At 71.3% G+C, this 24997-nt stretch carries 24 protein-coding genes; 12 read left to right on the plus strand and 12 right to left on the minus strand.

What is annotated here, in order from left to right; translation table 11 throughout:
• Positions 1–120 precede the first annotated feature (120 nt).
• The 4 genes from BV453_RS01080 to BV453_RS01095 all read right to left on the minus strand — a co-directional run bounded on the left by BV453_RS01080 (position 121) and on the right by BV453_RS01095 (position 4956).
• On the minus strand, positions 121–1029 hold the full coding sequence (locus BV453_RS01080) for a glycine betaine ABC transporter substrate-binding protein (protein WP_025104177.1): 909 nt from the start codon (positions 1027–1029) through the stop codon (positions 121–123).
• Between the two features lie 162 nt (positions 1030–1191).
• Positions 1192–2151: a proline/glycine betaine ABC transporter permease gene (locus tag BV453_RS01085; protein WP_025104178.1), complete on the minus strand. Its 960-nt coding sequence runs from the start codon at positions 2149–2151 to the stop codon at positions 1192–1194.
• A complete protein-coding gene (locus BV453_RS01090; RefSeq protein ID WP_238695662.1) occupies positions 2151–3512 on the minus strand; it encodes a glycine betaine/L-proline ABC transporter ATP-binding protein in 1362 nt (453 codons plus the stop codon). The genes BV453_RS01085 and BV453_RS01090 overlap by 1 nt, the downstream gene beginning before the upstream one ends.
• A 331-nt stretch (positions 3513–3843) precedes the next feature.
• Complete coding sequence (locus tag BV453_RS01095; protein WP_249520652.1) at positions 3844–4956, minus strand: methyltransferase; 1113 nt, start codon at positions 4954–4956, stop codon at positions 3844–3846.
• Between the two features lie 204 nt (positions 4957–5160).
• Between BV453_RS01095 and BV453_RS01100 the strand changes: the two genes are divergently transcribed.
• The 4 genes from BV453_RS01100 (at position 5161) to BV453_RS01115 (ending at position 8444) form a co-directional block, all read left to right on the plus strand.
• Positions 5161–5550: a GntR family transcriptional regulator gene (locus tag BV453_RS01100; protein ID WP_025104181.1), complete on the plus strand. Its 390-nt coding sequence runs from the start codon at positions 5161–5163 to the stop codon at positions 5548–5550.
• Complete coding sequence (locus tag BV453_RS01105; RefSeq protein WP_025104182.1) at positions 5547–6464, plus strand: ABC transporter ATP-binding protein; 918 nt, start codon at positions 5547–5549, stop codon at positions 6462–6464. The genes BV453_RS01100 and BV453_RS01105 overlap by 4 nt, the downstream gene beginning before the upstream one ends.
• On the plus strand, positions 6464–7150 hold the full coding sequence (locus BV453_RS01110; RefSeq protein WP_249520653.1) for a hypothetical protein: 687 nt from the start codon (positions 6464–6466) through the stop codon (positions 7148–7150). Before BV453_RS01105 ends, BV453_RS01110 begins: the two co-directional genes overlap by 1 nt.
• A gap of 175 nt (positions 7151–7325) precedes the next feature.
• Positions 7326–8444: an aromatic acid exporter family protein gene (locus BV453_RS01115; protein WP_249520654.1), complete on the plus strand. Its 1119-nt coding sequence runs from the start codon at positions 7326–7328 to the stop codon at positions 8442–8444.
• A gap of 1 nt (position 8445) precedes the next feature.
• Here the strand turns inward: BV453_RS01115 and BV453_RS01120 are convergent, their stop codons facing one another.
• A complete protein-coding gene (locus tag BV453_RS01120) occupies positions 8446–9036 on the minus strand; it encodes a helix-turn-helix domain-containing protein (RefSeq protein WP_025104185.1) in 591 nt (196 codons plus the stop codon).
• Between the two features lie 70 nt (positions 9037–9106).
• Between BV453_RS01120 and BV453_RS01125 the strand changes: the two genes are divergently transcribed.
• On the plus strand, positions 9107–10405 hold the full coding sequence (locus BV453_RS01125; protein WP_025104186.1) for an MFS transporter: 1299 nt from the start codon (positions 9107–9109) through the stop codon (positions 10403–10405).
• A 15-nt stretch (positions 10406–10420) separates the two neighbouring features.
• Here BV453_RS01125 and BV453_RS01130 read toward each other — a convergent pair whose 3' ends face one another.
• Positions 10421–10954, minus strand: a complete 534-nt coding sequence (locus BV453_RS01130) for a hypothetical protein (protein ID WP_025104187.1) — start codon at positions 10952–10954, stop codon at positions 10421–10423.
• A gap of 201 nt (positions 10955–11155) precedes the next feature.
• Positions 11156–11380 (minus strand): SCO4848 family membrane protein, encoded by a 225-nt coding sequence (locus BV453_RS01135; protein WP_249520655.1) that lies wholly within the window; start codon positions 11378–11380, stop codon positions 11156–11158.
• Positions 11381–11499: 119 nt separating this feature from the next.
• Between BV453_RS01135 and BV453_RS01140 the strand changes: the two genes are divergently transcribed.
• Genes BV453_RS01140 through BV453_RS01155 form a run of 4 tightly spaced genes read left to right on the plus strand, consistent with a single transcriptional unit; the run spans position 11500 to position 16690 of the window.
• The gene (locus BV453_RS01140) at positions 11500–12123 is read left to right on the plus strand and encodes an RNA polymerase sigma factor (protein ID WP_231729557.1); all 624 of its coding nucleotides are present in this window, start codon (positions 11500–11502) and stop codon (positions 12121–12123) included.
• Positions 12120–12575, plus strand: a complete 456-nt coding sequence (locus tag BV453_RS01145; protein ID WP_025104190.1) for a hypothetical protein — start codon at positions 12120–12122, stop codon at positions 12573–12575. Before BV453_RS01140 ends, BV453_RS01145 begins: the two co-directional genes overlap by 4 nt.
• A 50-nt stretch (positions 12576–12625) precedes the next feature.
• Positions 12626–14197: a S8/S53 family peptidase gene (locus BV453_RS01150; RefSeq protein WP_025104191.1), complete on the plus strand. Its 1572-nt coding sequence runs from the start codon at positions 12626–12628 to the stop codon at positions 14195–14197.
• A 48-nt stretch (positions 14198–14245) separates the two neighbouring features.
• Positions 14246–16690 (plus strand): CHAT domain-containing protein, encoded by a 2445-nt coding sequence (locus BV453_RS01155; protein ID WP_249520656.1) that lies wholly within the window; start codon positions 14246–14248, stop codon positions 16688–16690.
• 256 nt (positions 16691–16946) lie between these two features.
• On the opposite strand, the gene BV453_RS01160 is transcribed toward BV453_RS01155, so the two are convergent.
• The 5 genes from BV453_RS01160 to BV453_RS01180 are packed head-to-tail and all read right to left on the minus strand — an operon-like array spanning position 16947 to position 21507.
• The gene (locus tag BV453_RS01160; RefSeq protein ID WP_025104193.1) at positions 16947–17723 is read right to left on the minus strand and encodes a DeoR/GlpR family DNA-binding transcription regulator; all 777 of its coding nucleotides are present in this window, start codon (positions 17721–17723) and stop codon (positions 16947–16949) included.
• Positions 17720–18652: a class II fructose-bisphosphate aldolase gene (locus BV453_RS01165; RefSeq protein WP_249520657.1), complete on the minus strand. Its 933-nt coding sequence runs from the start codon at positions 18650–18652 to the stop codon at positions 17720–17722. Before BV453_RS01165 ends, BV453_RS01160 begins: the two co-directional genes overlap by 4 nt.
• Positions 18649–19593, minus strand: coding sequence for a 1-phosphofructokinase family hexose kinase (locus tag BV453_RS01170; protein WP_249520658.1), 945 nt, complete (start codon positions 19591–19593; stop codon positions 18649–18651). Before BV453_RS01170 ends, BV453_RS01165 begins: the two co-directional genes overlap by 4 nt.
• A complete protein-coding gene (locus BV453_RS01175) occupies positions 19590–20582 on the minus strand; it encodes an ROK family protein (RefSeq protein ID WP_249520659.1) in 993 nt (330 codons plus the stop codon). Before BV453_RS01175 ends, BV453_RS01170 begins: the two co-directional genes overlap by 4 nt.
• 25 nt (positions 20583–20607) lie before the next feature.
• On the minus strand, positions 20608–21507 hold the full coding sequence (locus tag BV453_RS01180; protein WP_249520660.1) for an SIS domain-containing protein: 900 nt from the start codon (positions 21505–21507) through the stop codon (positions 20608–20610).
• 276 nt (positions 21508–21783) lie between these two features.
• Between BV453_RS01180 and BV453_RS01185 the strand changes: the two genes are divergently transcribed.
• From BV453_RS01185 to BV453_RS01195, 3 genes are read left to right on the plus strand one after another with little or no spacing between them, the layout of a single operon-like run.
• Positions 21784–23034 carry an extracellular solute-binding protein gene (locus tag BV453_RS01185; RefSeq protein ID WP_249520661.1) on the plus strand — a complete coding sequence of 417 codons (1251 nt, stop codon included), beginning with the start codon at positions 21784–21786 and terminating at the stop codon, positions 23032–23034.
• Positions 23035–23065: 31 nt separating this feature from the next.
• The gene (locus BV453_RS01190) at positions 23066–24037 is read left to right on the plus strand and encodes a carbohydrate ABC transporter permease (protein ID WP_025104199.1); all 972 of its coding nucleotides are present in this window, start codon (positions 23066–23068) and stop codon (positions 24035–24037) included.
• A gap of 2 nt (positions 24038–24039) precedes the next feature.
• Positions 24040–24966, plus strand: a complete 927-nt coding sequence (locus tag BV453_RS01195; protein ID WP_249520662.1) for a carbohydrate ABC transporter permease — start codon at positions 24040–24042, stop codon at positions 24964–24966.
• The last annotated feature ends 31 nt before the right edge of the window (positions 24967–24997 follow it).

Here is a 24997-nt window from a genome sequence, read left to right on the forward strand (position 1 = left end):
GTCGACCCGCCGGTTTCGCGCCATGCTTCCACCTTCCGCCCCCGAATGTAAGTGGGGTCACCCATGACGAAGGAGGGCCTCCCGCTGCGGGAGACCCTCCTTCGAGACGTGCGACGGGAGTCAGCTCGTGACGGTCCAGTCGAACTGGTCGCCGTACTCCTCGAGCCAGGCGTCGACCGCGTCGGCTTCCTTGCCCTCGCCGTACTCGTTGACCACGAGGTCTTCGAGCGCGCCGTACTGCTCGTCGTCGAGCTTGATCTTCTCGATCAGCTCCGCCGCCTCGGGGAACTCGTCCGCGAACCCCGCGGTGCCGAGGAAGTGCAGGCCCTCGGCCTTGCCCATGGCGCCCTTCGGGTCTTCGAGGTCCTTCACGGGGAAGGCGTCGTTGGCCCAGAACGGACGCCACAGCGTGACGACGATGTCCTCCTTCTTGTCGGTCGCGGTCTTGAGCTCGGTGAGCATCGCCGCGGTCGACGAGGTGACGAGCTCGTACTCGCCGTCGAGGCCGTACTCGGGCATCATCTTCTGGGTCTGGGCGGTCAGGCCCGCACCCGGCTCGATGCCGTAGATCTTGCCGTCGAAGTCGGCGCCCTTGCCCGCGAGGTCCTCGATCGAGGTGAGCTCGGAGTACTCCGGCACCGCGAGGGTCAGCTTGGCGTTCTCGTAGTACGTGCCGAGGTCTTCGATGTCGTCGCCGTACTTGTCCATGTAGGAGGCGTGGGTGAGTTCCGGCCACGCCGACGGGTACATGTCGACATCGCCCTGTGCGAGCCCGGTGTAGAGCGGGCCGGCCTCGGTGAGCGTCTTCATCTCGACCGTGTAGCCGATCTTCTCGAGCTGGTCCTGGAGGAGGTAGGCGGTGCTGAGGCCGTCGGTCCAGGAAGGCAGGAACCCGAGGGTGATGGTGCCCTTGTCCTCGGCACCGTCGCCGCCGCCGCTCGTGCCACCGGCGCCGTCGCCGCTGCATCCGGCGAGGGTGAGCGCTGCGGCAGCCCCGAGGGCGGTGATGGTCAGGATCTTCTTCTTCATGTGACTCTCTCTCTTGCGTTCCGTATGTGATTCAGGAGGTGCGGACGAGGCCGCGGGACAGCTGTGCCGGGATCGAAACCGTGCCGGGATCCGCGCCCCAGCGCCCCATTTCCGCCCCGCACCGGACGTAGCGGGGTGGGAGGGAAACGGGGACGCGGGGGCTCAGGCGCGGGCGAGCTCGGATTCGGTCGGGGCCTCCTCGGCGGGCGCGGAGGCTGCGGACTCCGACGCCACGGGAGCGGAGGGCCGGGACGAACCGCGACGCTTCAGCATGCCGAGGAGCGAGGAGCGGTTCTCGCCGGGCGCGCCCAGAGCGGCGGTCACCCGGTCGAGGAACACGGCGATGAGCACGACGCCCAGTCCGGCCTCGACGCCCTTGGGGATGTTGATCGTCGAGATCGCCTCGACGACCATCTTCCCGAGCCCGTCGGCACCGGCCATTCCGGCGATGACCGCCATCGACAGGGCGAGCATGATGACCTGGTTGACGCCGGCCATGATGGTCGGCATCGCGAGCGGGAGCTGGATGCCGCGGAGGATCTGCCCCGGCGTCGCTCCGAAGGCGTGTCCGGCCTCGACGGTCTCCGCGTCGACGCCGCGGATGCCCAGCTCGGTCAGGCGCACGCCGGGAGGCAGCGCGAAGATCACGGTGGCGACGAGTCCGGGCACCACACCGATGCCGAAGAACACGATCGCCGGGATCAGGTACACGAAGGCCGGCATGGTCTGCATGAAGTCGAGCACCGGCTTCAGCGTCGCGCGCACGGTCGCATTGCGCGCCGACCAGATGCCGAGCGGCACCGCGATCAGCACGGCCACGACGGCGGCGACGAGCACCAGGGCGAGCGTCTGCATCGCCGGGACCCAGAGGTCCATGGCGACGATGAGCCCGAACGACAGGATCGTGCCGATGGCGAGCTGCCACGAGCGCACGAGCCAGGCGATCAGCGCCGCGATCACGATGATGACGGCGAAGTGCGGCGTGAGGAGCAGACGGGTGAGACCGTCGACGAGGAAGCTCACCACGAACGAGACCGCGTCGAGCAGGCCGTCGAGGTTGGCGGTGATCCAGTCGACGCCGGCGGCGACCCAGTCGCCCACGGGGATGCGGAAACCGTCCATCAGCGCACCTCCTCCGCCTGTGCCTCTGAGCCGAAGCCACCCTGTGCCTCTGACCCGAACCCACCCTGGGTCCCTGAGCTCGTCGAAGGGCCGGGCTCGGCCGTCCATCCGTCGTCGAGCACGGCGTCGATCTCGGCCTGGGGCATGGGGGTCATCGGCAGCAGGATCTCCTCGGTCGCTCCGGGCCCGGGACCGAGCGCCGCGAGCAGGGTGACGCGCGGGATCACTCCCGCGAGGCGGCCGTCGGCATCCGTCACCGCAAGGGGCAGCGGCGACTCGACGGCGGGGACGAACAGGTTCATGAGGACGTCGTCCTCGCGCACGCTCTGCAGCACCGGCTTGATGATCGAGTCGAGGCGCGTGGCGCCCTGCCGCACGAGCTTCACGGCGTCGCGGTCGGTGACCACGCCGACGAGCTGGCGGTCCTTGCCGACCACGTAGGTCGCCGACATGTAGGCGTCGCGCATCTGGCGGAGCGCGGTGCGAGGACCGGCCGACTCGGCGACGACGGGGCGCGGACGCTCCATCACGTTGGCGGCGGTGAGCACCCGGGCACGGTCGACGTCCTGCACGAACTGCTCGACGTAGTCGTTCGCCGGGTCCATGAGGATGTCCTCCGGCGTGCCGATCTGCACGATGCGGCCGTCGCGCATGACGGCGATGCGGTCACCGAGGAACATGGCCTCATTGAGGTCGTGCGTGATGAAGACGATGGTCTTCTGGAGCTTCTGCTGCAGCTCCAGAAGCTGCTCCTGCATCTCGCGGCGGATCAGCGGGTCGAGCGCGCTGAAGGCCTCGTCCATGAGCAGGATGTCGCTGTCGGCCGCGAGGGCGCGGGCGATGCCCACGCGCTGCTGCATGCCGCCGGACAGCTCGGACGGCAGCTTGTCGCCCTGACCCTCGAGCCCGACGAGGGCGAGGATCTCCTCGGCCTTGGCCTGGCGCTCGGCCTTGCCGACGCCCTTGAGCTCGAGCGGGTAGGCGACGTTCGCGGCGACCGTGCGATGCGGCAGCAGCGCGAAGTGCTGGAACACCATCGAGATGCGGTCGCGGCGGATCTCCCGCAGGCGGGCGGCCGGAATGCCCGTGATCGGGTCGCCGCCCACGGTGACGGTGCCCGCGGTGATGTCGTGCAGCCCGTTGAGCATGCGGATGATGGTGGACTTGCCCGATCCGGACAGGCCCATGATGACGAAGATCTCACCGCGGTTGACGGTGAAGCTGGCGTCGATGACGGCGGCGGTCCCCGCGTCGGCGACGGCGGCACGGCTCTCCCCTGCCTTCAGCCGGCGGACGGCGGCGCTCGGATTCCTCCCGAACACCTTGTACAGATGGCGCGCTTCGAGTGCTGTTTCGGACACGTTTCCCCTGCGGCTCGGCCTTCGGGTGGCTGAGCCTGCTTCGGTCACGCCCGGGTGATCCTCACGAGGCCGTTCGACGTCTTCGCTGTGGCGGCACAGGCGGCGGATTTCGGATCCGCCGCAGAGGGGATCGACCGTACGCCCACGCCTCTTCGCCGCACAGCTCATCGAAGGAAGGACGTGACCGCGGACTGGTCTATGGGCCGTCAGGCCCGCAGACCAACGTAACGAAATGGCCGGTCAGCGGCAAATCCTGCACTGCGGACGTGCCCGGGTTTCCGGCGCTGACCGGGGGATAGTACGAGCGTCTAGCAATCTCGGCGCACCGTGCTCACGGGCGACGAACGGAGCGCGTCACCGTGAACTTCGGGGTGCGCCGGAGCTGCTCGGTGGGGCCGATGAGCCGTGTCAGCTCGGCCCGGTAGCCGAGGCTCGAGTTGTACACCGTGAACAGCTCCCCGTCCGGTCGGAGCAGGCGCGTGGCGGCCTCGAACAGGCGGGTCGCGGCGCCGGTGTGCACGCTGGCGCCGAGGTGGAACGGCGGATTCAGGAGCACCGTGTCGAAGCTCCCCGCGGCGAGCGCCGAGCCCGCATCATCGTGCGTGACCTCGACCCGATCGGCCACCCCGTTCGCCGACGCGGTGGCGCGGGCGGAGGCGACGGCGGCGGCCGAGCGGTCCGTGGCGACGACCCGGTCCCGCGGGGAGGCGAGTGCCCAGGACACGGCGAGCGCGCCGGTCCCGCAGCCGAGGTCGAGGACACGGCGCCCGGCGTTCCCGTCGAGGTCGAGCACCTCGAGCAGCGTACGGGTGCCGATGTCGAGGCGGGCACCGGCGAACGCGCCGCCGTGGGCGACGAGGACGAGGTCGCCGTGCCGCGCCGAGACCGGAAACGGCGGGGACTCCGGCACGGGAAGGGGCTCGGTGGCGATGAGCAGCCGCGACTTCCGCTCCGCACGCTGGGCCTGGACGTGCGCGAAGCTCCGCCCCAGGACATCGTTCTGACCGAGGGACATGTGCTTCACGCGGCCTCCCGCGACGAGCACCACCTCCGGGGCGGCCCAGCGGGCCACGGCGTCGGCGATCTCCTCGAGTTCAGCGAGGGCCTTCGGCAGCTGCAGCAGCACCAGTCTCGCTCCGGCGAGCAGATCGGCATCGAGCTCGTGCGGCGCGAACCCGCCGATTCCGAGCTCCTCCGCGTTGCGAGCGAGGGCGCGGCGTCCGGTCGCGAGGTCCTGATGCACCCGGACACCGGAGCGCCCGGCCGCCGTGAGCGCCAGCGTGATCGCGCCGTACTCGTCACCGATCACGACTGTCTCTGACCCCGGCACGTCGAGCGCGAGTGCGCGCTCCACGAGCAGGAGGTCGGTCGCATCGTGGGCCTGGAGGTTGTCCGCCTCGACGTCGGGCCAGCGACGCAGGCGGCTGTAGGGGAACTCCGGCACCAGCCCACTGTACGCGGCCCGCCCCACCCCCCTCCCCGTGCACAACTTCGGAGCTGACGGCCGACACGCCGCCGGAACCGACCGTCAGGCGGCATGTCGGCGGAGATCTCCGAAGCTGTGCCCGCCCACATCCCGAGAGTTGACACCATGGTTGGTTCCGTGGTTACTTAGTTGAGTAAGTAACCACCGAACCACGGAGGACTCGTGATCGAAGAAGGCAAGCCGCTCTTCCTCCAGATCGCCGAGCAGATCGAGGACTCCATCCTCGACGGCTCGCTGGCCGAGGAGGCGCAGGCCCCTTCGACGAACGAGCTCGCCGCGTTCTACCGCATCAACCCCGCCACCGCTGCGAAGGGAGTCGCCATGCTCACCGACAAGGGAGTGCTCCACAAGCGCCGAGGCATCGGCATGTTCGTCTCGGAAGGCGCCAGGGAGCTGCTCCTCGGCGAGCGCCGCGCGGCCTTCGCCGACCGCTACATCGACCCGCTCCTCGCGGAGGCCCGCACGCTCGGCCTCGGCGCGGAAGACCTCGCGGACCTGCTCCGGCAGCGCGCCGCATCCGCCCCCACCCCAGAAGGGAAGAACCCCGCATGACCGCCGTCATCGAGGTGCAGAACCTCACCAAGCGCTACAAGGAGAAGCGGGCGCTCGACAACGTGTCGCTCGCTCTCGAGGGAGGCTCGATCTACGGGCTCCTCGGCCGCAACGGCGCCGGGAAGACGACACTCATGTCGATCCTCACGGCCCAGAACTTCGAATCCTCCGGCACCGTGAAGGTGTTCGGCGAGCACCCGTACGAGAACGCCCATGTGCTCGGCCGGATCTGCTTCGTCCGGGAGAGCCAGAAGTACCCGGACGATGCGACCCCGCGGCACGCGTTCGCCGCCGCGCGCCTGTTCTTCCCGCACTGGGACCAGGGCCTCGCGGACGAGCTCATCGCGGAGTTCCAGCTGCCGATGAAGCAGACCATCAAGAAGCTCTCCCGCGGGCAGCTCTCCGCGGTCGGCGTCATCATCGGCCTGGCCTCCCGCGCCGAGATCACGTTCTTCGACGAGCCGTACCTCGGGCTCGACGCGGTCGCCCGGCAGATCTTCTACGACCGCCTCGTGGAGGACTACGCGGAGCACCCGCGCACGATCATCCTCTCCTCGCACCTGATCGACGAGGTCGCGAACCTCATCGAGAAGGTCATCGTGATCGACAACGGCCAGATCCTCCTCAACGAGGACACGGATGCCGTCCGCGACCGCGCCGTGACCGTCGTCGGGGATGCCGCGAAGGTCGACGCCTGGGTCGGCGATCGCGAGGTGCTGCACCGCGACGAGCTCGGTCGCGTCGCCTCCGTCACCGTGCTCGGCGCCCTCACCGCCGACGATCGCGCGGAGGTGCGGGCCGCCGGCCTCGACCTCGCCCCCGTCTCGCTGCAGCAGCTCATCGTCCGCCTCACCCAGAAGGCGGAGACCCGCTCCGGCACCAGAGCCGACGCCACCACGGAAGGAGTCCGCTGATGCGACGCACACTCAACGTCATCCGCCTGCAGCTCATCAACCGGCAGACCTTCGTCTGGGTGCCGCTGATCATCCTCGCCTCGGCCGTGGTGATCTCGGTCCTCATCTACGCGATGATCCCCGGCGACGCCCCCAAGTACGGCGGAGGCGGCCAGGCCCCGCTGTGGTACTTCTTCGCGATCGGGCTGTCGGCCATGACGCTGACCTTCCCGTTCTCGCAGGCCATGAGCGTCACGCGGCGCGAGTTCTTCATCGGAACGCTGCTGACCGCGATCCTCGGCAGCGCGCTGCTCGGGATCCTCTTCCTCCTGGGCGGCGCGATCGAGCTGGCCACGAACGGGTACGGAGTGAACGGCTGGGTGTTCCACCTGCCGTGGCTGTGGGAAGCCGGCCCGCTCGGCGCCTTCGTCGTCTACTTCACGCTCGCGCTGTTCTTCTTCGTGGTCGGGTTCACCGGCGCGACGATCTACAAGAGCTGGGGTCCGATGGTGCTCACCATCGTCGGCGTCGCCCTGGCGCTCCTCCTCGTGGGGGTCGTGTTCCTCGTGACACGGCTCGAGCTGTGGGGCGACGTGTGGCTCGGCATCCTCGACCTCGGGGCCGTGGGCCTCGCCCTCTGGGGGCTCGTGGTCGTCGCCGCCCTCAGCGTCGTCTCCTTCCTCGCGTTCCGTCGGGCCACGCCCTGACGCGACGACCGGAATCCGCGAATGCCGCGGCCGCGCACCCCGCGCGGTCGCGGCATCCGCGTTCGGCCGCCCTCTACCCGGCGACCGGAGGCGGGGCAACCCGGTGGCCGCACGCCGCCTGCGGGCCCTATCCTCGCCGGACAGGACCACCCGACCGCCGCGAGGAGAGGATGACGTGACGCCCGACCTCTCGCGCCTGCGCGTCCGCGAACGCCGCTCATACCTCGCCCGCAGCGTCCGCGAGGCCGTCCGCCCCGCTCGTCTGCTCCTCGTGGCCAAGACAGCACTCGCCGTCGGGCTCGCGTGGACGATCGCGCCGCACATGCCGGGGGTCACCGACGAGTACCCGTATTACGCTCCCCTGGGCGCGCTCGTGAGCATGTACCCCACGCTCATGGGATCCATGCGGTCGAGCCTGCAGACCCTGTTCGGTCTGGCCACCGGCATCGGTCTGGCCGCGCTGATCGTGCTCACGGTCGGGCCGACGTGGTGGACGATCCCCCTCGTGGTCGGCCTCGGCGTCCTCGTCTCCGGCACCGGCTGGTTCGGCGTCGGCAAGGAGTACGTCCCGATGGCGGCGCTGTTCGTGCTCATCATCGGCGGTCAGAACGCGGACGACTACTCCCTCGGCTACCTCGCCCAGATGGGGGTCGGGATCGTCATCGGTCTGGTGGTGAACCTCCTCTTCGCCCCCGCCCCGCTCATCGGATCGGCCGAGGCGCGGGTGGAGGAGTTCCGACGACAGCTCGCCGGGCACCTCCACGACATCGGCTCCGCGGTCTCGGAGTCCTGGCCGCCGGAGACCGCACAGTGGGCCGACGATGCCGCAGCGCTCGCCGAGACCACCGCCGACCTCCGTGCCGCCCTGGCCGAGGCCGACGAGAGCGTCCGCTACAACCCGCGCGCGCGACGCCGGCATGCGGGCACCGCCCACATCCACGAGCAGCTCTCCACGCTCGACCGCATCGCGCACCTCATCCGGGACATCGCCGACGCGACGGCCGACACGATCTGGGAGCGTCCGGCGGCCATGCCCCTGGATCCGGCGCTGCCCGAGCCGTTGTCGGCGGCCTGCCACGCCGTCGCCGACGTCATCGCGGAGGACGACCCCGCCTCGAGCGCGGCGCATCGCCGCCGCGCGGAGGCCGCGCGGGCGATCCGGCTCCTGCTGGAGAAGGTCGACGACCGCACGTTCGACGTGCGCAGCTCGATGGGACCGGGCGTGCTCACGGCGATGCACCTCCGCCGCATCCTCATCCTCAGCGGCGAGCGCCTCGACGACGAAGACGAGTGAGTCAGATGGTGTCGTCGGCGACGACGATGTCCAGCTGCCAGTGACGGCCCGCGGGGTCGGTGTCGTCGTGCGCGTCGTCGGCGGCGGAGAGCACGTCATCGATCTTGTGCATCACGTCGTCGAACTCGGCCTCGGTCAGTCGGATGGTGCGCTGCACGAACGACGCATGCACCTCGGCGGTGCGACCGGACACGTACTCGGGCGTCCAGGCCACCACCCGGCGCAGCAGGTCGACGTGGTCCTCTGCGAGCGCGGCCACCACCGCATCGCCGAGCGCCTCGTCCGCGACCGGATTCTCCGGACCGCCGACGGTGAGGGCCCCCTTGCGTCCCGTCCACACGCGGTCGCGGCGGTCTCTGGCCTGCTCCGGAGCCTCCTCGATGAGCCCCGCCTCGGCGAGCACCCGCAGGTGGAAGCTGGCGCTGTTGGCCGGCACGTCGAGCGCACCGGCGATGTCCGCGGCGCGCAGGAAACCGCGGCGTGCGATGAGGCGGAGGATCTGGCGGCGCAGCGGGTGCGAGTAGGCCTTGAGCATGGCCGAGGTCATGAAGGCGGCGTCCTCCCGAGAGGTCTTCTCCGCGTCGTCAGCCATTCCCCGATCCTAGTCACGCAAATGCGCACGAACAGTTGCGCAATTATTCTTGCGGAACTATCGTCGAGCCATGAGCACGACGACCACGCCGCACCGCCTGTGGCAGAACACGCGCTACCTCACCTGGCTCGTCAGCGACACGAGCAAGGGGCTCGCCTCGGCGCTCTTCGGGTTCGCCGTCCCGCTCCTCGCGCTCGTCATCACGAACGACCCCGCACAGGCCGGCATCATCGCGGGGGCGGGCATGGTGGCGCGGGTGCTGCTCACCCTCGTGGGCGGGATCATCGCGGACCGGCACCGGCGCATCGTGCTCATGCTCGTCGGCTCGATTCTGGGGATCGTGCTGGCCGGGGCCTTCACCCTCCTCGCCCTCGGCGGCGCCCTCACCTTCGCGACCCTCCTCGTGATCGACGTGCTGCTGGCCGCGCGGAGCGGCCTCTTCGACGTCGCCGGCGAGAGCGCGCTGAAGGAGATCGTCCCGGACGACGCGATGGGGCGCGCGCAGGCCGCGAACCAGGGGCGCGATGCGGCCCTCCAGCTCGCCGGCGGCCCGCTGGGCGGCCTGCTCCTCGGGGTGGGCGGCTGGCTCGTCGGCGCGGTCATGACCCTGTGCCACCTCGTCGCCGCCGTGACCGCCGGGCTCCTCGGGCGACAGGTCCGGCGCGCGGGCATCGCCGACGTCGGCGCTCTGGACGAGGACGACGGCGGCGCGCCCCCCGCGCGCCCGAACGCCTGGCGGGAGTTCCGCGAGGGCTTCGGCTGGCTGCTGTCCCGCCCCGACCTCGGCGGCGTCATGCTCATCATGACCATCGTGAACCTCGGCTTCAACGCCGCGATCACCACGGCCGTCTATGCGCTGCAGCAGGCGGGCCATTCCGAACTCCTCATCGGAACCGTCAGCGCGGCCATCGGCGCCGTGATGCTCGTCGGCGCGATCGTCGCCCCGCTCCTCGTGCCCCGGATCCCGGCGGGCGTGCTCACGATCGGCGGGCTCGCAGTGGTCGCCCTCGGCGCCGTCGTGCTGTCGTTCGCGTCGGCGCCGTGGACCGTCGCCGCCGTCCTCGGTGCCACGGTGCTGCTCGTCCCCGCCCTCAACGCGGGGATGATGGGCTACTTCATGGTGGCCACGCCGTCTCGACTGCTGGGACGCGCGAACAGCGCCATGGGGGTCCTCGCGATGGGCGCGATGCCGCTCGCCCCGCTCATCGCCGGCTTCGGCCTGGCCGGGCTCGGACGACAGGGCACCATCCTCATCTGCGCGGCCCTCTGCGTGGTGGCCGCCGCCCTCGCGATCGGGAACCGCGCCCTCCGCAGCCTCCCGGTCGAGTCTCGCTGGGCCGCGCACGCCGCCCGGTACGAGGGGGACTGAGGTGGAGACACTGCGCTAGTCGCCTGGCGTCGGGCCAGTGACGTCGGCGGCACCGAACAGCAAGCTGTCGACGACCTGGTCGCGCCGGGCCGGCCGCGCGGTGGTGTACCTCAGCAGATCTTCGAAGTGAGAGAACACGACGACCGCTTCTTCGAACTCTGGCTCGGAACCGTGGACGACTGCTCCGTCGTCTCGCACCGCCAGGTACTCGTATCCGTTGCGAACGGAAAGCAGGATGGGTGCGTGGCGCCTCCAGAAACGGGAGACCGCGACCGCCTCATCATCCGTCGTCGCAGCCTGGATGCTCAGCAGTTCACACTCGTTCCACGCGAACGCCCCCTCCGCGCCGGTCGAGTAGTCGTCGCGGGACAAGAACCACACCGTCTCGTCTGAGCTCGACAGGAGTGAGAACGAGGACACCCAGCGGATCACCGTTTCGGGTGCCGCGCGCAGCGGGGAGGGAACGCCGTTCTCCATCGACGTCGGCGGCTCAAACGTCCACCCGGCTTCCTGCAAGCTTCCGGCGGCACTTCGGAAGAGTTCCGGCATGCTCCCAGGCTACCGATCCGCACGAATCACCCTTCAGCAACCAATCCTGCGACAACCGCCGTGCCGATTCTCCCGATTCTCGTCTTGTTCAAAGACGTCTAACGCGTAGAGCTGAACACATCTCGCCGGCGGCTCACCCGGGACAGTGGTCGCGATCGATGTCGGTCGCCGTCACATCAGAGCCGATAGGAGACCACCGATTCATGGCGCGAGCGCGAGCGCGAGCACGGTGATCCCCGCCGCCGCGGAGGCCACGGCCAGCACCAGCGCGATCGCGATGAGGATGACGTGCACGCGGAGGAACGGGGTGGCCTTGCCGTTCTCGTCCCTGGCACGCGGGTCCTTCGCGACGCGGCTGTAGAACCGCGGCCAGACGAGCACGTTGAAACCGGCGTTGAGGAACAGCACGACGACGAGAGCGATCACCCCTCCACGCTAGCGAGGGCGGCGTCGCACCACGGATCCGGCCGTCGGAATTCTTGGACGGCGACATGTATCACCGAGCCCTTGCCGTGCTCCTGGTAGGTGTGATCACAATGGGCTTCATGATCGACGGTGCCCCCGGCGCCGCCTTCGATCCGGCATCCGACGACGGGCGCGCACGCTGGGAACGCGCCGCGGACCTGTTCGATGCGTGGCGCGATGGCGACGGCCGCTCGATGGACGACCTGGTACGGCTGATGACGCCCGTGCTCTGGCACGTCGTGCGCGCCTACGGCCTCGAACGCACCCTCGCGGAAGACGTCGTGCAGACGACCTGGCTCCAGCTCGTGCGCGGCCACGGCGCCATCGCCGACTCGCGTGCCGTCTCGGCCTGGCTCACGACCACCGCCCGCCGCGAGGCCTGGAAGGTCGGCAAGGCCGTCGGTCGCGTCGACACCGCGGAATCCGATGACCTGGACGCCCTCCTTCCGGAGCAGGCGTCCGCCGAGGAGCACGCCGCGCTCGACGACGAGAACCGCCGACTCTGGGCCGCCGTCCGCCGCCTCGCCGAGCGCTGTCAGCGCCTGCTCCGGGTGATCGCCTTCGAGGACCGCCCGGACTACGCGCGCCTCGCCCGCGACCTCTCCATGCCGGTCGGCAGCATCGGCCCGACCCGCAGCCGCTGCCTCGCGAAGCTCCGCGACCTCCTCGACGCCCCGGCCACCCGGACGGAGGGACGATCATGAGCGATGAGGACGACGCCCGGCTGTTCGCCCGCCTGCGCAGCCTCTGGAGAGAGGTCGATCCCGTCCCGGCCGGGCTGATCGACCGGATGGTCGCCGCGGTCGCCGCGGACGGGCTCAACCGCGAGTACGCTCTGCTCACGCTCGTGGAAGGCCAGCTCGGCGCGGTCCGCGGCGAGACCGACGCCCTCACCCTGCAGTTCAGCGACGGCAGCACGAGCATCCTCCTCCACGTCACGACGACCGCGTCCGGGCGACGGCGGATCGACGGCTGGGTGGACACCGCCGCCGCGGAGATCCTGTTGCTGCAGGGCGAGCGCGAGCGCCGCACGACCCCGGCGGAGACCGGCCGATTCGTGTTCGACGAGGTGCCGTCTGGGCTCAGCCGCGTGCGCCTGACCGCGACGGTCGGCGATGAGACCCGCACCCTGGAGACCCCGCAGTTCGAGTTGTGACCCCGCATCGCCGGCGCCGTCGCCGGCGATGCCCACGGAGAGGATGACCGATGGAGCAGCCCCAGGGATGGACCTGGCAGGACCGCGCGGAGGGATCGATCCGCCGCGGCACCGCCCTCGACCCCAGCACGGAACCGGTGGATGGGATCCGCGCGTTCCCCACCGCGTACCTGCCCGAGCGGCTGCTCATCACGCGTGCCCTCGGCGAGGAGGAGGCGTACGACCGCGAGCTGCGCGCCCTGAGGGATGCCGCGGACTCCTTCGGCTGGCGGCTGGAGCTGGAGTCGCCGGAGCGAGAGATCGGGAACGGCGAGCTCGTCCCGGGTGTCGCGGGGTTCCTGCGGGCGCGCCTGACCACGCCGGATGAGCCGACCAGGGGCGAGTCCCCCGTGGCGCCCGACGCCTGGCGGGTGCTGCAGCGCGCGCGCCGACTGTCGCGCTCGACCATGCCGCGGACCAGCCTGGAGCACGTGCTGTCGATCGATCCGGTCGGACTCAACCCGTTCACCCGGACGAACCCGTTCACCCGGACCAACCCGTTCACGCGGACGAACCCCGTCCGCGGTGCCGCTCCCGGCGGAGGCGGCAGCGACGACTACCTGGAGCCCGGACGCGGGGCCCGGCAGCCGGTCACCTGGCTCGGCCCCGCTCCGGCTCGAGCCGCCGCTCCGAAGCGCGGACGACGACCGGTCGTGGCGATCCTCGACACCGGCTGCGGCGAGCACGCCTGGCTGCCGTCCGACATCGTCACCCGGCACGTCGAACTCGACGGCGTCCCCGTGGGCTTCACGGACGACGCCGACCCCGAACGCTACCCCGACCTGTACGGGCAGCTCGACGGCGAGATCGACGCGGTGGCCGGTCACGGCACCTTCATCGCGGGCCTCGTGCGTCAGGCCGCCCCGGACGCCGACATCCTCTCCATCCGCGTCGCCGGGGCGCTCGGGGTGGTCGACGAGAGCACGCTCCTGGAGACCGTGGCGCAGGTCGTGGAACTGCTGCGGCGGCACCGCGAGGACCCGACGACTGGCTTCCCGATCGACGTGCTCAATCTCTCCCTCAGCTACTACCACGAGACCCCGACCGACGGGCTCTTCAGCAGGACCCTGTACGAGCTGCTCGCGAAGGCCAGGGAGCTCGGCTGCGTGGTCGTCTGCTCGGCCGGCAACGACGCGATCGATCGGCCCTCGTTCCCCGCCTCGCTGTGGCCGTGGCCCGGCGCCGACAACGGGCTGCCGTCCGACGACGGCGCTCCGCACGTGTCGGTCGGCGCCCTGAACCCGTCGGCGCACTCCGTCGCCCTGTTCTCGAACGTCGGCCCCTGGGTGCAGGTGTACGCCCCGGGCGCCGCCGTGGTCAGCACCTCGCCCGCCTTCGTCGGCGGCGCGCAGGCCGCGACCCGCGCGGACATCGACGGGCTGCCGCGCGAGACGCTCGACCCGGACGACTACCGCGGCGGCTTCGCGGTGTGGAGCGGCACCTCCTTCGCCGCTCCGTACATCGCCGGTCGGGTCGCGGCCCAGCTCGGCGCCGTCCCGGCCGCGGGGGTGAAGCCCGCCGTCGCCGGGAAGGCCGTCGCCGCCGTGCTGAAGTCCCTGCCGACGCCGCACGAGCGGCTCTGACCCCTCGCACCCTTCCGCACGACCGCTCCGGCACGGCATCCTGGACGGATGCCCCTGTCCGCGAGCGCGCTGCACCGACGCGGCGTCGAGGCGGCCAACGCCCGGCAGTTCACCCGTGCCAGGCGGGAACTGGAGAAGGCCGCCGCCCGCACCGACGACGCGGACCTCCGCGCCCGCATCGACGGGACGGCTGCCTACGTGCTCGCGCAGACCGGTGAGCCCGCGGCCGCGGAGGCGCTGTGCCGGGAGGCGCTGGCCAGGGACGGGCTGCAGGCCGAGACGGTCGCCCTCCTCGGCGGGCAGCTCGGCGCCCTCCTCATGCACGGGGGCAGGATGGAGGAGGCCGAGGCGAGCCTGACCACCGCGATCGACGCCCTGGCCGCGACCGGGACCGAGACCCCCGCCCTCGCCAACTGCCTGATGAACCGGGCGGTGGTGCGGATGCAGCGCCATCAGCTGGACACCTGCATGGCCGATCTCCGCCGTGCGATCTCGATCTACGAGGCGCACGACGAACGGGACTCGCTCGCCGAGGCCACGCACAACCTCGGCTATGCCGCACTCCTCGGCGGCGACCTCGTGTCGGCGCTGCGCCTGATGGCCGAATCCCGGCCGACGTTCGCCGCCACCAGCGCCCTCGCCACCGCCATCAGCGACCTCGACCGCGCCGAGGTGCTCCGCGACGCCGGGCTGACGACCGAGGCGGAGGCGCTGCTCGCCCGCGTGGCCGTGCAGTTCGGCGCCCAGCGGATGCGCCAGGCCCGGGGGGAGGCGGAGTTCCACCTCGCCCGCTCGCTCGTCCGCCACGATCCGCGAGCCGCGGCGCGGGCGGCGAGGACGGCCGCCCGCCGCTTCACCGCCCTCGGCAGCAGCGGCTGGGCGGCCCGCGCCGCGGCGGTGGAGCTGGAAGCCCGACAGCGGATCCGGCCCGATCGCCCGCTCGACGCCGCCGCGTGGGAGCAGGTGGCGCAGGAGCTCGACCGGAGCGGCTTCCGCACCGAGGCCACGGCCCTGCGGTTGAGCGCCCGCCGCGACGGCACCGGCCGCCTCCCCCGCATCCCCGCCTCGGCCCCGACGCCGCTCCGACTCCGCGCGCAGGAGGTGCGCGCGGCCCGCGCCGCCGGACGCGGTCGCGACGGGGAGGCGCTGCGCGCCGCGGCCACGGGGCTCGACCTGCTGTCGGCATGGCAGCGCTCGTTCGGCGCCCTCGACCTGCAGGCCTCCGTCGCCATGCATGCCAGCGACCTCGTGTTCACGGGACTCGCCGCTGCCGTCCGCCGTCGCGACCCGGCGACGCTCTTCGAGTGGTCCGAGCGCGCCCGGCACCTCAGTCAGCAGGTCGCCCCGGTCCGTCCCCCGCACGATGACGCCCTCGCCGCCGACCTCGCCGAGCTCCGGATGCTGCGCGCCGACCTCGCGGGGGCGGACTGGACGACCGACCCCACCGTGCGCGCGCTCCGCGACCGGGTGCGCGAGCGGCAGTGGTCGGCCACCGGCTCCGGGGCGACGAGGGAGCGCCGAACACTGGCGGAGACCACCGCGCTCCTCTCCGCCGATACCGCGGTGCTCGCCTACGTCTACACCGGCACCGGACTGCACGGGGTCGTGGTGCAGCCGGACGGCGCGACCCTCGTCGACCTGTCCTGGCCGCGGGTGCGGGCCGCTCTCGACGGCCTGCGCGCCGACCTCGACATGGCCGCGCTCACGCGGGACGGCGCGATGGGTCCGGTGACCGCGCGTGCTCTGGCGGCGCGCCTCGCGGTCCTCGACGAGGAGCTGCTCGGGCCGATGCGCCGGGCCGCCGCGGGCGCCGCGCGATTCGTGATCACCGTTCCCGGAATCCTCGGCGGGGTGCCGTGGGCCATGCTCCCTGGCATGCACGGCGTGCCGTTCACCCTCGCGACCTCGGTCTCGCGCTGGCTCGACGGGGATGCCTCCGCTTCCTCAGCCCCGCGCGTCGGGTTCGCGGCGGGACCGCGCGTGCCGCGGGCGGCGGAAGAGGTCCAGCGCGCGGCGGAGTCGTGGGCGGGACGGGGAACGACCCGGACGCTGCAGGACACCACCGCGACCGTGAGCGCCGTCACCGCGCTGGCGGCCTCCGTCGACGTGCTCCACATCGCCGCGCACGGGCGTCACGCGGTCGACAATCCGCTGTTCTCCGGGTTCGAACTCGCCGACGGCGTGCTCTTCGGCTACGACGTCGACCTCATCGACCGGGTGCCGCGGACCGTGATCCTCTCGGCGTGCGAGCTGGGTCGGTCCTCCGTGCGCTGGGGCGAGGAGGCCCTGGGCATGACGCGCGTGTGGTTGCACGCGGGCGCGGAGGCGGTGATCGCGGCTCCCGTCACGGTGCCGGACGACGACGCGTGCGAGCTCCTGACGGCGGTCCACGAGGGCCTCGCCGGCGGCGCGTCCCCCGCCGACGCCCTGGCGAGCGCCGCGCTCAGGACGGGGGTTTCCGCCCCGTTCCAGTGTCACGGCAACGGATTCTGACTTTTTTCCCGGATCGGGGTATCAGAATCGCACCCGCCTTCTCCTGTTCTTCGGAAGGTGTCGAGCGAAAGGCCTCGAAGGGAGAGGCACGAGGGAGGCGCCGTCGGTTCTGGGGAAACGCCGCTGGGGAGCGGGAAGACGAGACGGACACCATCTGCTCCGGGAGCGTCGCGGTATGCAGCCGCGATGCTCCCGCAGGGCCTCGGCGATCTGGGGACGCCGAGGCCCTCGGGGCGTCCGCGTGCGGCCTGAGGCCTCAGGCGAGCAGGACCGTGTAGCCCGCAGCGCGCAGCGCGTCGACGGCGGCCCCGTCGGCCCCTCGATCCGTGATGACCGTGGCGAAGAGTTCCGCCCCGCCGACGGTGGAGAAGGCCTCGGCCCCGAGCTTGCTGCCGTCGGTCACGACGACCGCCCGCCGCGCCCGCTCCGCCATCATCCGGTTCACCGCCGCCTCGCGCTCGTCCTGCGTGGTCGCCCCGGCTGCCGCGTCCATCCCGTTCACGCCGATGAACGCGAGGTCCAGCCGCACCCCGCGGAGGAGCTGCTCGACGAACGGGCCGACGAGCTCATAGGTGCGCGAGTGGATGACCCCGCCCGTGACGACCACCTTCATCTCCGGGCGGGTCGCGAGCTGGGCGGCGATGTTCACGGCATTGGTGACCACCGTGATCCCGCCCTCCGCCGCCAAGTCCTCGCGGGCGGCGAGCGCGGCCGCGATGGCGGTGGTGGTCGTGCCGCCGGAGAGGCCGACCACCATGCCGGGGGTGACGAGCCCCGCCGCGGTCTGCGCGATGCTCTCCTTCTCGTGCGTGCGGAGATGGCTCTTGTAGCGGAGCGGCAGTTCGTAGGCGACGGTCTGGGCGACGGCACCGCCGTGCGTGCGGGTGAGCAGCCGCTGCTCGGCGAGGGAGTCGAGGTCGCGGCGGGTGGTGGCCGGGGAGGCCCCGAACCGCTCCACCAGCTCCTCCACCGTGACCTCTCCGTCCGCCGCGAGGAGGTCGAGGATCGCGTGCAGTCGGGCCGCGCGCTTCACCGGTCGTCGTTTCGCGTCGAGGTCGCAGCCGTGCCGGGAACCTCTGCGACCGGAGCGGGATTCTGCGACGGCAGCAGGGCGAACAGTCGCAGCATCCGGGCCGCTTCGTCCGCGAGGGCGGCGCGGGCGGGAGCGAGGTACTTGCGGGAGTCGACGAGACGCTCGTCGGCGGCGAGCACCTCGCGGACCGCGCGGGTGAAGAAGCCGTTGAGGTGGGTGGAGACGTTGACCTTCGTCATCCCGGCGCGCACGGCATCGGCGATCACGGCGTCGGCCACCCCGGACGAGCCGTGCAGCACCAGGGGCACGTCGGTCCCGTCCGCGGCGGCGCCACGCAGAGCCGCACGCAGGCGGCCGATGAGGTCGAGGTCGAGGGAGGCGGTGCGGTCGGTCATGGCGTGCGACGACCCCACGGCCACGGCGAGGGCGTCCACGCCGGTGGCGGCCACGAACGCCCGCGCCTCGTCCGGATCGGTGCGGACACCGGGGGCGTGGGCGCCGTCCTTCCCGCCCACCTCGCCGAGCTCGCCCTCCACGTACACCCCCGCCGCGCGGGCCCGGGCGGCGACCTCGGCGGTGACCTCCACGTTCTCGTCGTAGGGCAGCGCGCCGCCGTCGAACATGACCGAGCCGAAGCCGAGGGCCACGGCCTCATCGACGAGCTCCGGTCGCTCCGCATGGTCGAGGTGCACCGCCACCGGGGTCTCCGCGCGTCGTGCCGCGGCGAGCGTCGCGAGGGCGATCGGCTCCAGACCGCCGTGGTAGTCGGCGCAGTTCTGCGAGATCTGCAGGATCACGGGGAGCTGGGCGAGCGCGGAGGCCCGGACGAGGCCCTCTGCGGTCTCCAGGTGGATGACGTTGAACGCGCCGATGCCGGTGCCGGCGGTGGCAGCCGCGGAGACGAGCTCCCGAGCGGAGACGAGGGTCACGAAGGGTCCTTCCGGAACGAGGCGGGGTCGGGGCGGGAGACGCGGAGCTGCTCCTCGAGCGCGCGCCAGCGGGGGGAGATGTCGCCGGCGAGCGGCATGAGGACGGCGGCTGCCGACCACGCGGTCGCGCGACGGAGGATGACCTCGGGGTCGCGCTCGCCCTCCGCGGTGAGCACGGCGCAGGCCGCGACCGCGGCGTCTCCGGCGCCGGTCGGGTTGCCGGAGAGCGGCTCGTCGAGTCGGGCGTGCAGGAGATCGGTCGCGGTGACCGCGAGCATGCCGTCGGCACCGAGCGACAGGAGCACGAGCTCGGCACCGCGGGCCAGCAGCGAGCGCGCGCCCTCGACGGGGTCGGCGATCCCGGTGGCCTCGGCGAGCTCCGCGGCGTTGGGCTTGAGCACGGTCGCCCCGGCGTCGGCGGCGCGCAGGAGGGCCGGGCCGGAGGTGTCGACGATCACCGGGACGCGGGCGTCCGCACCCACCGCGACGAGCATCGGCACGAGCGACTCCGGCGCCCCGGGCGGAAGGCTCCCTGAGACGACGAGGACCGCGGCGCCGGGAAGCCGGTCGACGACCTCCGCGAGAAGCCCGCCCCACTCGGCATCGGTCGGGTTCACCCCTCGCTCGTTGACGATCGTGGTGTCGCCCGCAGCATCATCGACGAGGGCGATGCTGCGACGCGTGTCGGCCGCGACGGGCACGAGCACATGGGGCACCCCGCTGGCCGTGAGCTCCGCGGCGAACTCCGCGCCGACCGGACCGCCGGCCGTGGTCAGCGCGAGGACGGAGGCCCCCTCGGCATGCGCGACCCGCGCGACGTTGAGACCCTTGCCGCCGGCGCGGGACGCCCCGGTGTCGGCGCGGTGCGTCCCGCCGGCCACGAGCCGATCGACCTCCCAGGTGAGGTCGAGCGCGGGGTTCGGGGTGACGGTGAGGATCATGCGAGCTCCCTGGCACGGAGGGCGGCGCCGATCAGGCCCGCGTTGCCGGACAGCTCGGCGGGGACGAGCGCGGGGAGGCGGTGGAAGCTGAGGCGGGCGGCGAGGCGGGTGCGCAGCTCGTCGAAGAGCGCGCCCCCCGCCCGCGACAGTCCGCCGCCGATCACCACGGCCTCGGGGGCGACCACGGCGGTCAGCTGCGCGAGCGACAGGGTGAGCGCGTCCAGAGCCGAGTCCCAGATGTCGGCGGCGACCCGATCCCCGGCGGCCGCTCGGGCGATGACGTCCTTGGCGCCGTCCGGGGTCGTCCCCGTGGCCTCCCGGTAGCGGCGCGCGATGGCGCCCGCCGAGGCGACGGCCTCCAGACAGCCACGGGCACCGCACGGGCACACCGGTCCGTCGGCGATCGGGGAGTGCCCGATCTCGCCGGCGTAGCCCCCGGCCGTGTAGGGGCGGCCGCCGACGAGCAGGGCCCCGGCGATGCCGGTGCCGATCACGAGGATCACCGCGTCGTCGTAGGCCCGCGCGCCGCCCAGCTCGTGCTCGGCCCAGCTCGCGGCGCGCACGTCGTGCTCGAACGCGACGGGGAGGCCGAGACGTTCCGCGGCGAGCGCGCGCAGCGGCGCGTCCCGCCAGCCCATGTTGCTCGCGAACACGCCGACCCCGGCGGCCGCGTCGACGATCCCCGGCACCACGAGCCCGGCGGCGCGCGGCGTCACGTCGGGATGCTCGTCGCGGAGCTGCGCGGCGAGCACCTGCAGCCGGTCGAGCAGCGCGGGGGTGCGGTCGCCGTCGGCCGTGGGGGTGGGCGTGCGACGGAGGCCGAGCGCCCGCCCTTCCGCGTCGAACAGCGCCGACTTGATGTCCGTCCCGCCGACGTCGAAGGCCAGGACGGGCGACCCGGCGCCGAGCGTGCGCACCGCGGCGAGCTTCTCGCCGGCCTCGTCCCTCGCGACGTCGGGGATGGCGTCCGCGGCGTCGTTCGGGGTCATCGCTCGGCTCCGGGGATCGCTGGCGTCATGCATCCAGGATGACGGATCGCGTGAGGTTGCGCGGCTGGTCGGGGTCGAGCCCGCGGGCCACGGCACGGTCGAGGGCCGTCCGGTGCAGGCGCACGAGGTCGGCGAGCGGATCGATCGCGCGGTGCTCGAAACGGGCGCCCGTGGCGCGCACCTCCGCGGCCAGCCCTTCCGGCGCCTCTCCGAACTGCCACGTCACCCGGCCCGGCGCGGCGATGGCGATCGGACCGTGACGGTAGTCCATCGACGGGTACGCCTCGGTCCACGACTGCGACGACTCGCGCAGCTTCAGGGCGGCCTCGTGGGCCAGGCCGATCGTCCAGCCCCGCCCGAGGAACGTGTACTGCTCGGCGTCGCGCAGCTCGGTGTCGTCGCCCTCCTCGGCGAGCACGGCCGTGGCGTCGGCGATGGCCCCGGAGAGGTCTTCGCCCAGCGACGCCCGGAAGAGGGCGAGCGCCGTCGTGGCGAAGCGCGTCTGCACGACCGACTGCTCGTCGGCGAACGGCAGCAGCACCGCGTCGTCGACGAGCGAGACGAGCGGGGAGTCGGGGTCGCCGATCACGCCGATCGTGCGGGTGCGCCCCTTGATGCGGTCGACGAGTTCCAGGACCTCGGTCGTGGTGCCGGAGCGGGTGAGGGCGACGACCGCGTCGTAGCCGCGGTCGATGAAGGCCTCGGACGCCGCGAACGCATCGGTCTCGCCATGGCCGGACGATTCGCGCAGCGCGGCGTACGACTGGGCCATGAACCACGAGGTGCCGCAGCCGACGACCGCGACCCGTGCCCCGCGGGTCGGCAGGAGGGCCTGCTCGGCGGTGAGCTCGGCGGCGGTGGCCCACATCTGCGGCTGGGAGCGGAGCTCTTCGCGCATGTGCGCGCCGGGCAGCGAATCGGTCATGAGGAGGCCTTTCGGACGAGTTGTTGCGTACTTGTGATTGTTTCGGGCGTGATCCGATCATAGTATTTCGTCCCAAGAGAGCAACATCTTGATTTGTTTGTTTGCCTGACAAATAATCGGGACGAGTTCCCCCGAGCCCCCGCTCGGACGATCGCGACCACCTCGGCGGCGTGATCAACACGCACCGTCGCGTGGAGTGTTCTGCGACTGTGCACCACCCCCCTCTCCGGAGAGCGGATCCCGCCCGCTGGAGCAGCACCCACAGTGAGGAATGCAATGCCCATGAACAAGTCACGGCGATACGGGGCCGCAGCGGTCGCGGCCGTCGCCACGCTGTCGCTCGCATCCTGCGGTTTCGGCGGATCGGGAGGAGACAGCGGCGGCGGCGACGACGCCAGCACGCTCGACCTGCTCGTCCCCAGCTACTCCGACGCCACGAAGGGTCTCTGGGAAGACGTCATCGACGGTTTCACGAAGGACAACCCCGACATCACCGTCAACCTCGAGGTGCAGTCGTGGGACAACCTCGAGAAGGTCATCTCCACGAAGGTCCAGGCCGGCGAGGCGCCCGACATCTACAACGGCGGCCCGTTCGCGGGCTTCGTCGAGGACGAGCTGCTCTACCCGGTCGAGGAGGTCGTGTCGGACGACGTCTACTCCGACTTCCAGGACTCCTTCCTCGCCAACGCCGAGGTCGACGGCACCGCCTACGCCCTGCCGATGATCGCCTCCGCGCGTGCCCTGTTCGTCAACAACGACCTCCTGTCCCAGGCGGGCGTCGAGGCGCCGACCGACTGGGACTCCCTGCTCGACGCGGCGACCAAGGTGTCCGGGCTCGGCGGCGGTGTCGCGGGCTACGGCATGCCGCTCGGCTCGGAGGAGGCGCAGGCCGAGGCCGCCGTCTGGCTCTGGGGCGGCGGTGGATCCTTCGGCGACGCGTCGGAGATCACCATCGACACCCCGGAGAACCTCGTCGGCGCCGAGCAGATCAAGAAGATGATCGACGCCGGGGCGACCCAGGCCGACCCCGGCTCCACGCAGCGCTCCCCGCTGATGGACATCTTCATTCAGGGCAAGATCGGCATGCAGGTCGGCCTGCCGCCGACGGTCGGCCAGATCGCCGACAACAACCCGGACCTCGACTACTCGATCGTGCCGATCCCGACGAAGGACGGCTCGCCGTTCACCCTCGGCGTCATGGACCAGCTCATGGCGTTCGAGAACGACGGAGACAAGCAGGAGGCGATCACGAAGTTCCTCGACTACTTCTACTCGCCCGAGGTCTACGTGCCGTGGGTCCAGGCGGAGGGCTTCCTCCCCGTCACGAAGTCCGGCGCCGAGGAGCTGTCCGGCGAGGAGGCCCTCAAGCCGTTCCTCGACGTGCTGCCCGACGCGCAGTTCTACCCGTCGACCAACCCGAAGTGGTCGGCCGCGGACGGCGCCTTCAAGTCGCTGTTCGGACAGATCCAGGATCAGCCGGCGGCCGATGTGCTGAAGCAGATCCAGGACCAGGTGGACGCGGGCTGACCCGCGGAACGGAGAGGTTCGGGTATCCCCCATGAGCCAGACGACAGAATCCTCGAACCTCGCGGGGGCGGCCACCGGCCGCCCCCGCACCCCGGACGCCGGGACGGCCGTGCGCGGTCGCCCCGGCGGGCGGGACCTCCTGCAGGCGCTGCCGTGGATCGCCCCCGCGCTGGTGCTCATCATCGGCGTGGTGCTGTTCCCCGCCGGCGTCATGTTCTTCAACTCCACCCGTGACATCTCGCTCTCGGGTCTGGACAAGGGCTCGGTCGGCTTCGACAACTTCGTGACCGTCTTCACGTTCCCGGAGTTCTGGCCGATCTTCGTCCGCACGATCGTCTGGGTCGTGTCGGTCGTGCTGTTCACGGTCGTGATCTCGCTCGGCCTCGCGCAGATCCTCAACAAGGCGTTCCCGGGTCGCCAGCTCGTGCGGATGGCTGTCATCGTGCCGTGGGCCGCGTCCGTGGTGATGACCACGATGGTCTTCTACTACAGCCTCGAGCCGTACTTCGGGGTCTTCAACAAGTTCCTCTACGACATCGGGCTCTCCGACGACGCGGTGGGCTACGGCTGGACGAAGAACCCGACGACGGCGTTCGCCTGGTCCATCGTCATCGCGGTGTTCGTGTCGCTGCCCTTCACGACCTACACGATCCTCGCGGGGCTGCAGTCCGTCCCCGCCGACGCGATCGAGGCCGCCAAGATGGACGGCGCCGGAGCGGCCCGCACCTACTGGTCGATCGTCCTGCCGCAGCTGCGGAGCGCCCTCGCCGTGGCGATCCTCATCAACATCATCAACGTCTTCAACTCGCTGCCGATCCTCAAGGTGATGACCGGGTCGATCCCGGGCTACGGCGCCGACACGATCATGACGCTCATCTTCAAGTACATCGAGCTGCAGAAGAAGGTCGACGTCGCGAGCGCCCTGTCGGTCGTGGCCTTCCTCATCGTGATCGCGATCGTCGCGGCCTACGTCAAGATCGTCAAGCCCATGAAGGAGGTCTGATCATGACCGTGACCGAGACCGCCCTCGTGACCACCGCCGACTCCCGCGGACGGCGCACCCCGCCGATGCCCGGCCGCCGGCGCCGCTACACCGCGGATCAGGTGACGCTGCCCCGGGTGATCCTGCGCACCGCCGCCGGGTTCCTCGTGCTCGCGGTCTTCGTGCTGCCGTACCTCATCATGTTCTTCGGATCGGTGAAGACGAAGGCGCAGATCCGCTCGGTCGACCCGACCTACCTCCCGGTGGAGTGGCACTGGGAGAACTACCTCACGATGTGGTCGACGCCCGAGACGCCGCTGCCGTACAACCTCGTCTCGACCATCGTCATCTCCGTGTTCGCGACGCTCCTGGTGCTGCTCGTGTCGCTCCCGGCGGCGTACTACACGGCCCGGTTCCGCTTCCCCGGCCGCATGGTGTTCCTGTTCCTCGTGATCGTGACGCAGATGCTGCAGCCGGCGGTGCTCACGTCGGGCCTGTTCCGGCAGTTCACCGTCCTCGGCCTCGGCGACACCTGGACCGCGATGATCTTCATCAACGCGGCCTTCAACCTGTCGTTCGCCGTGTGGATCATGCACTCGTTCTTCGCCGGCATCCCCAAGGAGGTCGACGAGGCGGCGCAGATCGACGGTGCCGGGCGCCTCACTGTCCTGTTCCGGATCAACCTCCCGCTCGTCTGGCCGGGCATCGTCACCGCGATCGTGTTCACGTTCGTGGCCTGCTGGAACGAGTTCGCCGCCTCGCTGGTGATCCTGTCGACGGACAAGAACCAGCCGCTGTCGGTCGCGCTCACGAAGTTCGTCGGTCAGTACGAGACGAGCTGGCAGTACGTGTTCGGCGTCTCGATCGTCGCGATCCTGCCCGTCATCATCCTCTTCATGCTCATCGAGAAGCGTCTCGTCGGCGGCCTCACCGCCGGCAGCGTGAAGTAGCCCGTCCCGGTTCCCGTCCCCCGGGTTCCCG

It is taken from the genome of Microbacterium sp. ER1 (genome assembly GCF_023383675.1).
GTDB lineage: Bacteria > Actinomycetota > Actinomycetes > Actinomycetales > Microbacteriaceae > Microbacterium.